The sequence below is a fragment of the Mycobacterium sp. ML4 genome (assembly GCF_054515735.1).
Genome location: NZ_JBTNSY010000009.1, coordinates 88,882 through 102,182 on the forward strand (window position 1 = coordinate 88,882; position 13,301 = coordinate 102,182).

At 66.8% G+C, this 13,301-nt stretch carries 15 protein-coding genes; all 15 read left to right on the forward strand.

All coding sequences use genetic code 11. The annotated features are described in order from the left end of the window. Positions 1 to 16 precede the first annotated feature (16 nt). The 15 genes from pyrR (at position 17) to coaBC (ending at position 13,253) form a co-directional block, all read left to right on the forward strand. A complete protein-coding gene (gene pyrR / locus ACX9NE_RS12180; RefSeq protein WP_459363831.1) occupies positions 17 to 568 on the forward strand; it encodes a bifunctional pyr operon transcriptional regulator/uracil phosphoribosyltransferase PyrR in 552 nt (183 codons plus the stop codon). Continuing rightward, on the forward strand, positions 565 to 1,524 hold the full coding sequence (locus ACX9NE_RS12185; protein WP_459363830.1) for an aspartate carbamoyltransferase catalytic subunit: 960 nt from the start codon (positions 565 to 567) through the stop codon (positions 1,522 to 1,524). Before pyrR ends, ACX9NE_RS12185 begins: the two co-directional genes overlap by 4 nt. After that, on the forward strand, positions 1,521 to 2,825 hold the full coding sequence (locus tag ACX9NE_RS12190; protein WP_459363829.1) for a dihydroorotase: 1,305 nt from the start codon (positions 1,521 to 1,523) through the stop codon (positions 2,823 to 2,825). The genes ACX9NE_RS12185 and ACX9NE_RS12190 overlap by 4 nt, the downstream gene beginning before the upstream one ends. Further along, entirely contained in the window at positions 2,822 to 3,325 is a 504-nt protein-coding gene (locus ACX9NE_RS12195; protein ID WP_459363828.1) for a PH-like domain-containing protein, read from the forward strand. Before ACX9NE_RS12190 ends, ACX9NE_RS12195 begins: the two co-directional genes overlap by 4 nt. A gap of 102 nt (positions 3,326 to 3,427) precedes the next feature. After that, on the forward strand, positions 3,428 to 4,546 hold the full coding sequence (gene carA / locus ACX9NE_RS12200) for a glutamine-hydrolyzing carbamoyl-phosphate synthase small subunit (protein WP_459370721.1): 1,119 nt from the start codon (positions 3,428 to 3,430) through the stop codon (positions 4,544 to 4,546). Further along, a complete protein-coding gene (gene carB / locus ACX9NE_RS12205) occupies positions 4,546 to 7,887 on the forward strand; it encodes a carbamoyl-phosphate synthase large subunit (RefSeq protein WP_459363440.1) in 3,342 nt (1,113 codons plus the stop codon). The genes carA and carB overlap by 1 nt, the downstream gene beginning before the upstream one ends. Next, on the forward strand, positions 7,884 to 8,699 hold the full coding sequence (gene pyrF / locus ACX9NE_RS12210) for an orotidine-5'-phosphate decarboxylase (protein ID WP_459363441.1): 816 nt from the start codon (positions 7,884 to 7,886) through the stop codon (positions 8,697 to 8,699). The genes carB and pyrF overlap by 4 nt, the downstream gene beginning before the upstream one ends. A gap of 82 nt (positions 8,700 to 8,781) precedes the next feature. Continuing rightward, positions 8,782 to 9,078, forward strand: a complete 297-nt coding sequence (locus ACX9NE_RS12215) for a hypothetical protein (protein WP_459363442.1) — start codon at positions 8,782 to 8,784, stop codon at positions 9,076 to 9,078. After that, on the forward strand, positions 9,079 to 9,243 hold the full coding sequence (locus tag ACX9NE_RS12220; protein WP_459363443.1) for a hypothetical protein: 165 nt from the start codon (positions 9,079 to 9,081) through the stop codon (positions 9,241 to 9,243). It begins immediately after the preceding gene. A gap of 58 nt (positions 9,244 to 9,301) precedes the next feature. Next, entirely contained in the window at positions 9,302 to 9,457 is a 156-nt protein-coding gene (locus tag ACX9NE_RS12225; protein WP_459363444.1) for a hypothetical protein, read from the forward strand. A 1-nt stretch (position 9,458) separates the two neighbouring features. Beyond that, a complete protein-coding gene (locus tag ACX9NE_RS12230) occupies positions 9,459 to 9,983 on the forward strand; it encodes a hypothetical protein (RefSeq protein ID WP_459363445.1) in 525 nt (174 codons plus the stop codon). Positions 9,984 to 10,631: 648 nt separating this feature from the next. Continuing rightward, positions 10,632 to 10,946 carry an integration host factor, actinobacterial type gene (mihF, locus tag ACX9NE_RS12235; protein ID WP_036355303.1) on the forward strand — a complete coding sequence of 105 codons (315 nt, stop codon included), beginning with the start codon at positions 10,632 to 10,634 and terminating at the stop codon, positions 10,944 to 10,946. Between the two features lie 26 nt (positions 10,947 to 10,972). Next, on the forward strand, positions 10,973 to 11,566 hold the full coding sequence (gene gmk, locus ACX9NE_RS12240; protein ID WP_459363446.1) for a guanylate kinase: 594 nt from the start codon (positions 10,973 to 10,975) through the stop codon (positions 11,564 to 11,566). Between the two features lie 89 nt (positions 11,567 to 11,655). Next, positions 11,656 to 11,988: a DNA-directed RNA polymerase subunit omega gene (gene rpoZ / locus ACX9NE_RS12245; protein ID WP_459363447.1), complete on the forward strand. Its 333-nt coding sequence runs from the start codon at positions 11,656 to 11,658 to the stop codon at positions 11,986 to 11,988. A 14-nt stretch (positions 11,989 to 12,002) separates the two neighbouring features. Next, positions 12,003 to 13,253 (forward strand): bifunctional phosphopantothenoylcysteine decarboxylase/phosphopantothenate--cysteine ligase CoaBC, encoded by a 1,251-nt coding sequence (gene coaBC, locus ACX9NE_RS12250; RefSeq protein WP_459363448.1) that lies wholly within the window; start codon positions 12,003 to 12,005, stop codon positions 13,251 to 13,253. The last annotated feature ends 48 nt before the right edge of the window (positions 13,254 to 13,301 follow it).

Here is a 13,301-nt window from a genome sequence, read left to right on the forward strand (position 1 = left end):
GAGGTCAAGATCTCGCATGGGTGCCAACGATCCGCGGGAATTGATGTCAGCGGCCGATGTCGGTCGCACCATTTCCCGTATGGCGCATCAGATCATCGAAAAGACCGCGCTGGACAATCCGGATTCCAACCGGGTGGTGCTGCTCGGAATTCCGACACGCGGGGTTACCCTGGCCGGTCGCCTGGCGGCCAACATCGCGGAATACAGCGGCGTGCACGTTGGCCACGGCTCACTGGACATCACGCTCTATCGCGACGACCTGATGATCAAACCGCCGCGGCCGTTGGAAGCAACCTCGATCCCGGCCGGCGGCATCGACGATGCCCTGGTAATCCTCGTCGACGACGTGTTGTACTCCGGACGATCCACGCGTTCCGCCCTGGACGCGCTGCGCGACGTGGGCCGGCCGCGGGCGGTCCAGCTGGCGGTGCTGGTCGACCGCGGGCACCGCGAGTTGCCGATCCGCGCCGACTACGTCGGCAAGAACGTGCCCACCTCGCGCAATGAAAGCGTGCACGTGCAACTCACCGAAGACGACGGACGAGACGGCGTGGTGATCACCCGATGAGCCCAAGACATCTGCTGGCGGCCGGTGACCTGACCCGCGACGAGGCGATCGCGATCCTCGACGACGCCGACCGCTTCGCGCAGGCGCTGGTGGGTCGCGACGTGAAGAAGTTGCCGACCTTGCGTGGCCGCACCGTGGTCACCATGTTCTACGAGAACTCCACCCGCACCCGGGTGTCTTTCGAGGTGGCCGGCAAGTGGATGAGCGCGGACGTGGTCAACGTCAGCGCGTCGGGATCATCGGTGGGCAAGGGCGAGTCGCTGCGCGACACCGCGCTGACGCTGCGTGCGGCGGGAGCCGACGCGCTGATCATCCGGCATCCCGCTTCCGGGGCGGCGCACCTGCTGGCGGAGTGGACCAGAGTCGCCGATGGGTCTCCATCGGTGATCAACGCCGGGGACGGCACGCACGAGCATCCGACCCAGGCCCTGCTGGACGCGTTGACGATCCGCCAGCGGCTCGGCGGCATCGAAGCACGTCGCATCGTCATCGTGGGTGACATCCTGCACAGCCGGGTCGCCCGCTCCAATGTCATGCTGCTGCACACGCTGGGCGCCGAGGTGGTGCTGGTCGCCCCGCCGACGCTGTTGCCGCGGGGTGTCGACGGGTGGCCGGTCACCGTCTCCAACGACTTCGACGCGGAACTTCCCGCCGCCGACGGAGTCCTGATGCTGCGGGTCCAGGCGGAACGCATGAACGGTGGCTTCTTCCCGTCGGTGCGCGAGTACTCGACGCTCTACGGCCTGTCCGCCCGGCGCCAGGCGCTGTTGCCCGATCACGCCGTGGTGTTGCACCCGGGGCCGATGCTGCGCGGCATGGAGATTTCATCCTCGGTGGCGGACTCGTCGCAATCGGCAGTGCTGCAACAGGTTTCCAACGGAGTGCATGTGCGGATGGCGGTGCTGTTCCATGTGCTCGTCGGGACCGAGGCCGCGGACAAAGAGGGTGTGGCATGAGTGTGCTGATCCGGGGCGTCCGGTTGTACGGCGAGGGGGATCCCGTCGATGTTCTCGTCGACGAAATCGGCTACGCCGGTCAGATCGCGGAGATCGGTGCCGGGCTTGCCATTTCGGATACTGCCGACGTCATCGACGCGACCGGCCACGTGTTGCTGCCCGGGTTCGTCGACCTGCACACCCACCTGCGTGAGCCCGGGCGCGAATACGCCGAGGACATCGAGACGGGTTCGGCGGCAGCGGCCCTGGGCGGCTATACCGCGGTGTTCGCGATGGCCAACACCAACCCGGTGGCCGACAGCCCGGTGGTGACCGACCACGTCTGGCACCGCGGTCGCCAGATCGGCCTGGTCGATGTTCATCCTGTAGGCGCGGTCACCGTCGGTTTGGCCGGCGTGGAGTTGACCGAGATGGGCATGATGCACGCCGGCGCCGCGCAGGTGCGGATGTTCTCTGACGACGGTATCTGCGTGCACGATCCGCTGGTGATGCGCCGGGCGCTGGAATACGCCACCGGCCTCGGCGTGCTGATCGCTCAGCACGCCGAAGAGCCCCGGCTCACCGTCGGTGCCGTCGCGCACGAAGGGCCCACCGCCGCCCGCCTCGGACTCGCCGGATGGCCCCGGGCCGCCGAGGAATCCATCGTCGCCCGCGACGCCCTGCTGGCCCGCGACGCGGGCGCGCGCGTGCACATCTGTCATGCCTCGACCGCGGGCACCGTCGAGATCGTGAAATGGGCCAAGGAACAAGGCATTTCGATTACCGCGGAGGTCACGCCGCATCACCTGCTGCTCGACGACGCCCGGTTGGTCAGCTATGACGGGCGCAACCGGGTGAACCCGCCGCTGCGCGAGGCCTCCGACGCGCTGGCGCTGCGGCAGGCCCTTGCCGACGGGATTATCGACTGTGTGGCAACCGATCACGCCCCGCACGCCGAGCACGAGAAATGCGTGGAGTTCGCCGCCGCGCGACCCGGCATGCTGGGCCTGCAGACCGCCCTGTCGGTGGTGGTGCAGACGATGGTGCAGCCGGGCTTGCTGAGCTGGCGCGATGTCGCCCGGGTGATGAGCGAGAACCCGGCCCGCATTGTCGGACTGCCCGACCACGGCCGCCCCCTCGAGGTGGGCGAGCCGGCGAATCTGACCGTCGTCAATCCGGAGGGCAGCTGGACGGTCACCGGGGCCGAACTGGCCAGCCGGTCGGACAACACTCCCTACGAGTCGATGACGTTGCCGGCCACGGTGACGGCGACGCTGCTGCGTGGGAAGGTCACCGCCCGGGATGGGAAGTGCCCGGTATGAATTCAGGCACCATGGTGGGATCGCTGATCTTCGCGGCGGTGCTGGTGGTGGTGCTGGCCGTCGTGATCCAGCTGATGATGCGGGGTTGGCGTCACCGGGCCGAAGCGCAGGTGGACCTGATCGGTGAACTGCCGGCCCTGCCCGACGCACTGGGTGCCCCGGAGGTCACCACCCATGGCCTCTACGTGGGCTGCACGTTGTCGCCGGCGTGGAACGACCGGGTCGCGGTCGGCGATCTCGGCTACCGGAGCAAGGCGATGTTGATTCGCTATCCCGAGGGGATTCTGGTTGAACGCATTCGCGCGCAACCGATTTGGATCCCGCAAGAATCCATCACCGCCATCCGCACCGAACGCGGCGTCGCCGGTAAGGTCGCCGCCCGCAACGGAATTTTGGCGATCCGGTGGCGGCTGCCGTCGGGCACCGAGATCGACACCGGCTTCCGGGCGAACAACCGGGACGAATACATGAACTGGCTGGAGGAGGAGCGGCGCAGATGACTCGCGCCGACGACGATGCAGAGCGAAGCGATGAGGAGGAGCGGCGCAGATGACTCGCGCCGACGACGATGCAGAGCGAAGCGATGAGGAGGAGCGGCGCAGATGACTAAAGCTCTACTGGTGCTCGAGGACGGCCGCGTCTTCACCGGCACTACATTCGGGGCGATCGGTCAGACGCTCGGGGAAGCCGTATTCAGCACGGGTATGTCCGGCTACCAGGAAACGCTGACCGACCCCAGCTACCACCGCCAGATCGTGGTGGCCACCGCCCCGCAGATCGGCAACACCGGCTGGAACGACGAGGACGCCGAGAGCCGGGGCGACAAGATCTGGGTGGCCGGCTACGCTGTGCGCGACCCGTCGCCACGCGCGTCCAACTGGCGTGCCACCGGCACGCTGGAGGCTGAACTGGTCCGCCAGCGCATCGTCGGGATCGCCGGTATCGACACCAGGGCGGTGGTGCGTCACCTGCGCAGCCGCGGCTCGATGAAGGCGGGCGTGTTCTCCGGGGCGGCGCTGGCCGAGTCCGAGGAGCTGGTGGAGCGGGTCCGCGGGCAGCGCCCGATGCTGGGCGCGGATCTGGCGGGAGAGGTCAGCACGCTCGAGGCCTACGTCGTCGAACCCGACGTCCCGCAGCGGTTCACGGTGGCCGCGCTGGACCTGGGCATCAAGACCAACACGCCGCGCAACTTCGCCCAGCGCGGCATCCGCAGTCACGTGCTGCCCTCCTCGGCAACCTTCGAGCAGATCGCCGCGATCAAGCCGGACGGAGTGTTCCTGTCCAACGGGCCCGGGGACCCGGCCACCGCCGACCACACCGTCGCGCTCACCCGCGAGGTGCTCGGTGCCGGAATACCGCTGTTCGGAATCTGTTTCGGCAACCAGATCCTGGGCCGCGCGCTCGGGTTGTCGACCTACAAGATGGTGTTCGGCCACCGCGGGATCAACATCCCGGTCATCGACCACGCCACCGGGCGGGTCGCGGTCACCGCGCAGAACCACGGGTTCGCGTTGGAGGGGGAGGCCGGCCAAACCTTCGACACGCCGTTCGGCACCGCTGAAGTCAGTCATACGTGCGCCAACGACGGCGTGGTGGAGGGCGTCAGGCTCGCTGACGGGCGGGCTTTTTCGGTGCAGTACCACCCGGAGGCCGCCGCCGGGCCGCACGATGCGGAATACCTGTTCGACCAGTTTGTCGACCTGATGGAAGGGAACCGCTAGTGCCGCGGCGGACGGACCTCAACCACGTACTGGTGATCGGCTCCGGGCCGATCGTCATCGGCCAGGCCTGCGAGTTCGACTACTCCGGCACCCAGGCCTGCCGGGTGCTGCGCGCGGAGGGGCTGCAGGTCAGCCTGGTCAACTCCAATCCGGCCACCATCATGACCGACCCGGAATTCGCCGATCACACCTACGTCGAACCCATCACCCCGGCGTTCGTGGAGCGGGTGATGGCCCAGCAGGCCGAGCGCGGCAACAAGATCGACGCATTGCTGGCCACCCTGGGTGGGCAGACGGCCCTCAACACCGCGGTCGCCCTTTACGAGAACGGGGCGCTGGAACGCTACGACATCGAACTCATCGGCGCGGACTTCGACGCCATCCAGCGCGGCGAGGACCGGCAGAAGTTCAAGGACATCGTCGCCAAGGTCGGCGGCGAATCTGCCCGCAGCCGAGTGTGTTTCACCATGGACGAAGTTCGGGAAACGGTCTCCGAACTGGGTCTGCCGGTGGTGGTGCGGCCCAGCTTCACCATGGGCGGGCTGGGTTCGGGCATGGCCCGATCGGTCGAGGAGGTCGACCGGATGGCCGGCGCCGGTCTGGCCGCCAGCCCCAGCGCCAACGTGCTGATCGAGGAATCGATCTACGGCTGGAAGGAATTCGAACTCGAACTGATGCGCGACGGCCACGACAACGTGGTGGTGGTGTGCTCGATCGAGAACGTGGACCCGATGGGCGTGCACACCGGTGACTCGGTCACAGTGGCGCCCGCGATGACACTGACCGATCGCGAATACCAGCGGATGCGCGATCTGGGCATCGCCATCCTGCGCGAGGTCGGCGTGGATACCGGCGGCTGCAACATCCAATTCGCGGTTAACCCCGAAGATGGCCGCCTCATCGTCATCGAGATGAACCCGCGGGTATCCCGCTCGAGTGCCCTGGCGTCCAAAGCCACCGGTTTCCCGATCGCCAAGATCGCCGCCAAACTGGCCATCGGCTACACCCTCGACGAGATCGTCAACGACATCACTAAGGAGACGCCGGCCTGCTTCGAGCCGACGCTCGACTACGTCGTGGTCAAGGCACCGCGCTTCGCCTTCGAAAAGTTCCCCGGCGCCGACCCCACCCTGACCACCACCATGAAGTCGGTCGGTGAGGCGATGTCGCTGGGCCGCAACTTCGTCGAGGCGCTGGGCAAGGTGATGCGGTCGCTGGAAACGACCCGCGCCGGGTTCTGGACGAAGCCGGACGCCGACGGTTCGGTGGACGACGTGCTGACCCGGTTGCAGACTCCCACCGAGGGTCGGCTCTACGACATCGAACTGGCGCTGCGGCTGGGGGCGTCGGTGGAACAGGTGGCACAGGCCAGCGGTGTCGACCCGTGGTTCGTGGCGCAAATCGACGAACTGGTGGCGCTGCGCGCCGAGCTGGTCGACGCCCCCGTGCTGGACGCCGAACTGCTGCGCCATGCCAAGCACTGCGGGCTGTCGGACCGTCAGATCGCGGCACTGCGACCGGAACTGGCGGGAGAGAACGGGGTGCGGTCGCTGCGCGAGCGGCTGGGCATCCACCCGGTGTACAAGACCGTGGACACCTGCGCCGCCGAGTTCGAGGCCAAGACCCCGTATCACTACAGCAGTTACGAACTCGACCCGGCCGCAGAGACCGAGGTCGCCCCTCAGACCGAGCGGCCCAAGGTGCTGATCCTGGGGTCGGGCCCGAACCGGATCGGTCAGGGCATCGAGTTCGACTACAGCTGCGTGCACGCGGCAACCACGTTGAGTCAGGCCGGTTTTGAGACGGTCATGGTCAACTGCAACCCGGAGACTGTGTCCACCGACTACGACACCGCCGACCGGCTGTACTTCGAGCCGTTGACTTTCGAGGACGTCCTCGAGGTATACCACGCCGAAGAGCAGTCCGGCACCGGCGGACCGGGCGTAGTGGGGGTGATCGTGCAGCTGGGCGGCCAGACGCCGCTGGGCCTGGCGCAGCGGCTCGCCGACGCGGGGGTGCCCATCGTCGGTACCCCGCCGGAGGCCATCGACCTCGCCGAGGACCGGGGTGCGTTCGGCGACCTGCTCAACGCCGCGGGGCTGCCCGCCCCCAGATACGGCATGGCAACCACATTCGAGCAGGCCCGCCGCATTGCCGGCGAGATCGGCTACCCGGTGCTGGTGCGGCCGTCCTACGTGCTCGGCGGTCGCGGCATGGAGATCGTCTACGACGAGGAAACCCTCGAGGGCTACATCACCCGGGCCACCGAGTTGTCCCCCGAACATCCGGTGCTCGTCGACCGCTTCCTCGAGGACGCGGTCGAGATCGACGTCGACGCGCTGTGCGACGGCACCGAGGTTTACATCGGCGGCATCATGGAGCACATCGAGGAGGCCGGTATTCACTCCGGCGACTCGGCGTGCGCGCTGCCGCCGGTGACGTTGGGCCGCAGCGACATCGAGAAGGTGCGCACGGCGACCGAGGCCATCGCGCATGGCATCGGCGTGGTCGGTCTGCTGAACGTGCAATACGCCCTGAAGGACGACGTGCTGTATGTGCTGGAAGCCAACCCCAGAGCCAGCCGTACCGTTCCATTCGTATCCAAGGCCACGGCGATCCCGCTGGCCAAAGCGTGTGCGCGAGTAATGTTGGGGGCCAACATTTCCCAGCTTCGTGACGAGGGAATGCTGGCCGAATCCGGGGACGGCGGCAGCGTGGCGTCCGATGCCCCGATCGCGGTCAAGGAGGCGGTGCTGCCGTTCAACCGTTTCCGGCGCTCCGATGGTGCGGCGATCGACTCGCTGCTCGGTCCGGAGATGAAGTCGACCGGCGAGGTGATGGGCATCGACCGCGACTTCGGTCGGGCCTTCGCCAAGAGCCAGACCGCCGCCTACGGCTCGTTGCCGGCCCACGGCACGGTGTTCGTCTCAGTTGCCAACCGCGACAAGCGATCACTGGTTTTTCCGGTGAAACGTCTGGCCGACTTGGGCTTTCGGGTTCTGGCCACTGAAGGCACCGCGGAAATGTTGCGCCGCAACGGCATTCCGTGCGATGAGGTGCGCAAGCATTTCGAGGAGCCGCAGGAAGGCCGGCCGGCGATGTCGGCGGTCGACGCGATCCGGGCCGGTGACGTCGACATGGTGATCAACACGCCCTACGGCTCCGGGCCGCGGGTGGATGGTTACGAGATCCGGTCTGTCGCGGTGGCTCTCAACATTCCGTGCATCACCACGGTTCAGGGTGCCTCGGCCGCGGTGCAGGGCATCGAAGCCGGGATCCGCGGCGACATTGGGGTGCAGTCGCTGCAGGAGCTGCACCGCGCCATCGGTATCAGGAAGTGACCGGCTTCGCGGCGCGCCTGGCCCAGGCACGGTCGAGCCGCGGGCCGCTCTGTCTGGGCATCGATCCGCACCCCGAGCTGTTGCGCGCCTGGGATCTGCCGCCCGGTGCTGACGGCCTGGCCGCGTTTTGTGAAATCTGCGTCGAGGCCTACGCCGGGTTCGCCATGGTCAAGCCTCAGGTGGCGTTTTTCGAGGCCTATGGTTCGGTCGGGTTCGCGGTGCTCGAACGCACCACCGCCGCATTGCGCGGGAATGGTGTGCTGGTGCTGGCCGACGCCAAGCGGGGCGACATCGGGTCGACGATGGCCGCCTACGCCACGGCGTGGGCCGGCGACTCGCCACTGGCCGCCGACGCCGTGACGGCCTCGCCCTATCTCGGGTTCGGGTCCCTGCGGCCGCTGCTGCAAGTCGCCGCGGCACACGACCGGGGAGTTTTCGTGCTGGCCGCCACGTCCAACCCGGAGGGGGCGACGGTGCAGCGCGCCGATGCCGGCGGACGCACGGTCGCTCAGCTGATCGTCGATCACGTCGCTCTCGCCAACCAGGGGGACAGCGCCGGATCGCTCGGCGTGGTCGTCGGCGCCACCGTGCTGGATGCCCCCGATCTGAGCGAATTGGGCGGCCCGGTGCTGGTACCGGGAGTGGGAGCCCAGGGCGGGCGACCCGAGGCGCTGGCCGGCCTCGGTGGAGCACGGTCGCACCAGCTGTGGCCCGCGGTGTCGCGGGAGGTGCTGCGTGCCGGGCCGAACGTCACGGAGCTGCGTACCGCCGGCGAACGCATGCTGGAGACTGTTGCCTATCTGTCGGCGTAGTGAAGCCCGCTACGTGGGTCGTTGTCGCGCGCCGGCTCGACGTTGACTTGCGGCATCTAGCTTGGCTAATACACTTCTCGGGATGCAATCGGTTGAGCTGCGGGTCGATGCCGACTGCTTGAGCGCCACCGTGAGCCAATGGCATGGGCTCAGCACTCAACTCGGCATCCTGGCGCCACCGTCGCCGGGTCGACCGTGCCAGCCCAGCGCGGCGGCGGTGAGCGGGGTTCACGCCGGGGTTGATCGTGGCGCGGCGGCGTTGACGGCTCGGATACAGGCGACAGCCGGTGCGGTGGCGGCGGGGGCTGCGGGGTACGTCGATAACGAGGCGATGGCGGCAGCCGAGTTCGCGGCTGTGCCGCAACACCGGGTGGTGTAGGTGCTGCCGACCCTGTCGCAGATCCAGGCTTGGGACACCGAGCATCTGATCGAAGCGGGCCGCTATTGGACCGCGACTGCCGATCGGTGGGAAGACGTGTTCCTGCAGATGCGCAATCGATCGCACACCCTCGTTTGGGAAGGCGCCCGCGGCCGACTGGATTGACCCGGTAACCGGCGCCACCTACGACGCGGTAGGCAATTTCGACGGGAGGTACTTGAATATGGAAAAATTTTTCAAGGACATTGAGGCCCACATAGATAAAGCAGGATTTGTTCCGGTTGATGTTTCGCAGTTCAGCGCTGAACAGCGCACGATCATCAGAAGATTCATCGCCGGTCTTGGCAAACCGAACGTGTCCATAGTGGGAGACTACTGACATGGCGGGTTCCATTTGGTTTCTCCAGCGCCATTGGTTGAGTTCCGGTGCTGCGGTGGAGTATGTCATGCAGTTCTTGGCGAGTCGGGTGCACGACCCTTCGACAACTGCCTGGCTTACCGAATTGGTCGAGGCGAACGTAGTCTCCGGTCTGGACCTCAGTGATCCGAGCCGGGCTGAGCTGGTCGACATCATCGCCGATCAGCTGCCGTCGCACGTCGCAGGTCTGGACGACGAAAAGTTGCGGGACTACCTCACAAAGATTCTCGAGGATCTGTATCGGTTTGCTCGTGAACAGCAAGACTACAACAGGGACCCGACGCAAGACACCTATTTCACGATCGGCCCCAACCCGGCCAAATATTTCGACATTGATAATCTCATGCGTGGAATACCGGACTATCTGAATGAGGTCGACTACGTCCGTATCGATGTCTCCGACTACACACCCGAGCAACGCGCGGTCGTCAGAAAATACGTCGCCGAACTCAAGAACCCGCGGATCATCATTGTGGGCGACGACTGACAGGCGGCGTCGAATGCAGATTGGGTCGATTTTGGCCCGCCACCTGTCCAATCACCGCCGGCACGCGTTACGGACTGGCGTGCGATTGCGTCCCCCGCCGCGGGTGCCCGTGTTTCGAAATCAACGGCGAGCAAGTTACCGCGCCTGCCCACGCCTCGATCCCGGCCGGCGCCGGTTGAACGGGCCTCCCGCCGTTGCTTCGTTCATCGTGCCGGCTCAGTATCGCGCCGTGCGATGAAGCGCTGCGGTGAACAGCGGCGCGACACGCGCAACACGTCACGGAAATGCGTGATCCGCGGCACCATGCCTCGCAGGCGCGTGCCGTCGCCGTGCATCGCGGTCGCAGTCGACGACTCGCTTGGCGCAGTTTGTAGCGAAACCGCTGCTAGGCGGGTTATCGGAGTCGACTGCTGGACATCGCTCATACCCCGAGCGCGACGCAAGTTGCTGCCGGTGCCGCGCGGTAAACCGCTCGGTCGTGGCGCGTCCTGGGCCCCCCCACGCTGGGATTTTGTGGCCGAAACCGGGGGGCCGGGTTAGATTTCGTCAGGAAGCCTGAGTACGGTCGTCTGCGCTGGCTGGAGTATCCGGCCGAGACGAAGTAGATCGACAGATATCCGAACGATATCGATGAGAGACGGAGGAATCGTGGCCCTTCCCCAGTTGACCGACGAGCAGCGCGCGGCCGCGTTGGAGAAGGCTGCTGCCGCACGTCGAGCACGAGCTGAGCTCAAGGATCGGCTCAAGCGTGGCGGCACCAACCTCACCCAGGTGCTCAAGGATGCCGAGAGCGACGAAGTTCTGGGCAAGATGAAGGTGTCTGCGCTGCTGGAGGCGTTGCCCAAGGTGGGCAAGGTCAAGGCGCAGGAAATCATGACCGAACTCGAAATCGCGCCGACTCGCCGTCTGCGTGGTCTGGGCGACCGTCAGCGCAAGGCACTGCTGGAAAAGTTCGGCTCCTAGCCGGACTCCAGACCCCAGGAGCGCCGGTGAGCGCCGGCGGGGGACCGGAGGCAGGACGTGTGGTCGTGCTGTCCGGTCCCTCCGCGGTCGGCAAGTCGACGGTGGTCCGGTGTCTGCGGGAGCGGATACCGAACCTGCATTTCAGCGTCTCGGCCACGACGCGAGCACCACGGCCGGGGGAGGTTGACGGCGTCGACTACCACTTCGTCAGTCCCGAGCGTTTCCAGCAACTGATCGACCAGGGCGAACTGCTCGAGTGGGCGGATATTCACGGGGGATTACACCGGTCGGGCACCTTGGCGGCGCCGGTGCGGGCAGCCACCGAAGCCGGCCTGCCGGTGCTCATCGAGGTCGATCTGGCCGGCGCCCGTGCCGTCAAAAAGGCCATGCCCGAGGCGCTCACGGTGTTTCTCGCCCCGCCCAGCTGGGAGGATCTTCAAGCCAGGCTGATCGGCCGGGGTACCGAGACGCCCGACGTCATCCGCCGCCGGCTGGACACCGCGCGCGTCGAATTGGCGGCTCAAGGCGACTTCGACGTGGTGGTGGTGAACAGTCGATTAGAGTCTGCGTGCACGGAATTGGTATCCTTGCTGGTGGGAACCGTCCCGGACTCTGTTTAAACGGATCCCAGAATTCACAATCAGTTTTTTCGCCGTCCAAAACCGCTGCAACGCAACACGAACTTCCCGAACGCCAGGAGATTTTCTACGTGACCATTCCGCAGTCCGACACGTCGTTGGCCGCCGTCGCCCCAGTGGATCAGTTCGATCCGTCGGCGGGGGTGGCGGGCGCTTACGACACCCCGCTGGGCATCACCAACCCGCCCATCGACGAGTTGCTGGACCGCGTCTCGAGCAAGTACGCGCTGGTGATCTACGCGGCCAAGCGGGCCCGCCAGATCAACGATTACTACAACCAGCTGGGCGAGGGCATCCTCGAGTACGTCGGGCCGTTGGTCGAGCCCGGGTTGCAGGAGAAGCCGCTTTCGATCGCGATGCGGGAGATCCACGCCGACCTGCTCGAACACACCGAGGGCGAGTAACGGCTGGCGCGGGCGTGGACAGCAAGCGGATCATCGTCGGCGTTTCCGGCGGTATCGCGGCGTACAAGGCCTGCACCGTTGTCCGCCAGCTTGCTGAAGCCGGTCACCGGGTCCGCGTCATCCCCACCGAGTCCGCGCTGCGCTTCGTCGGCGCCGCCACCTTCGAGGCACTGTCGGGCGAGCCAGTGGGCACCGGAGTCTTTCAGGACGTTCACGAAGTGCCGCACGTACGTCTCGGCCAGCAGGCCGACCTTGTCGTAGTCGCCCCGGCGACCGCCGACCTGCTGTCCCGCGCGGTGGCCGGGCGCGCCGACGACCTGCTGACCGGAACTTTGCTCACCGCGCGATGTCCGGTGATGTTCGCGCCCGCGATGCACACCGAGATGTGGTTGCATCCGGCCACCGTCGACAACGTCGCCACCTTGCGCCGTCGCGGGGCGGTAGTGCTCGAACCCGCCTCCGGGCGCCTCACCGGGTCGGACAGCGGCGCGGGGCGCCTGCCCGAGGCCGAGGAGATCACCACCCTTGCCCACCTGCTGCTGGAGCGCCACGACGCATTGCCCTACGACTTGGCGGGCTGCAAGGTGCTGGTGACCGCCGGCGGCACGCGGGAGGCGATCGATCCGGTGCGTTTCATCGGCAATCGCAGCTCGGGCAAGCAGGGCTATGCCGTCGCCCGGGTGGCGGCGCAGCGCGGCGCAGACGTGACGCTCATCGCGGGGCACACCGCGGGACTCGTCGACCCCGCCGGGGTCAACGTGGTGCACGTCAGTTCCGCCGAGCAGCTCGGCGACGCGGTGTCCAAGCACGCCGCGGAAGCCAACGTGCTGGTGATGGCGGCCGCCGTCGCCGACTTCCGTCCCGCCCAGGTTGCCACCGCCAAGATCAAAAAGAGCGAAGAGGGCCCACCGACCATCGAGCTGCTGCGCAATGACGACGTGCTGGCCGGCGCGGTGCAGGCCCGTTCCCACGGCCAGCTGCCCAACATGCGCGCCATCGTCGGTTTCGCGGCCGAGACCGGTGACGCCAACGGCGACGTGCTGTTCCACGCGCGTGCCAAGCTGCAGCGCAAGGGCTGCGATCTGCTCGTCGTCAACGCCGTCGGCGACGGCAGGGCCTTCGAGGTGGACAGCAACGACGGCTGGCTGCTGGCGGCGGACGGAACCGAGTCGGCGCTGCAGCACGGGTCCAAGACTTTGATGGCGAGCCGTATTGTTGATGCGATCGCCACGTTCCTGCACGGGGACGTCGTCGAACACCGATAACGTGTGCCGGGCAGCGCAGCCCGTTGGTATCCCCGAGAATTTGCAGAC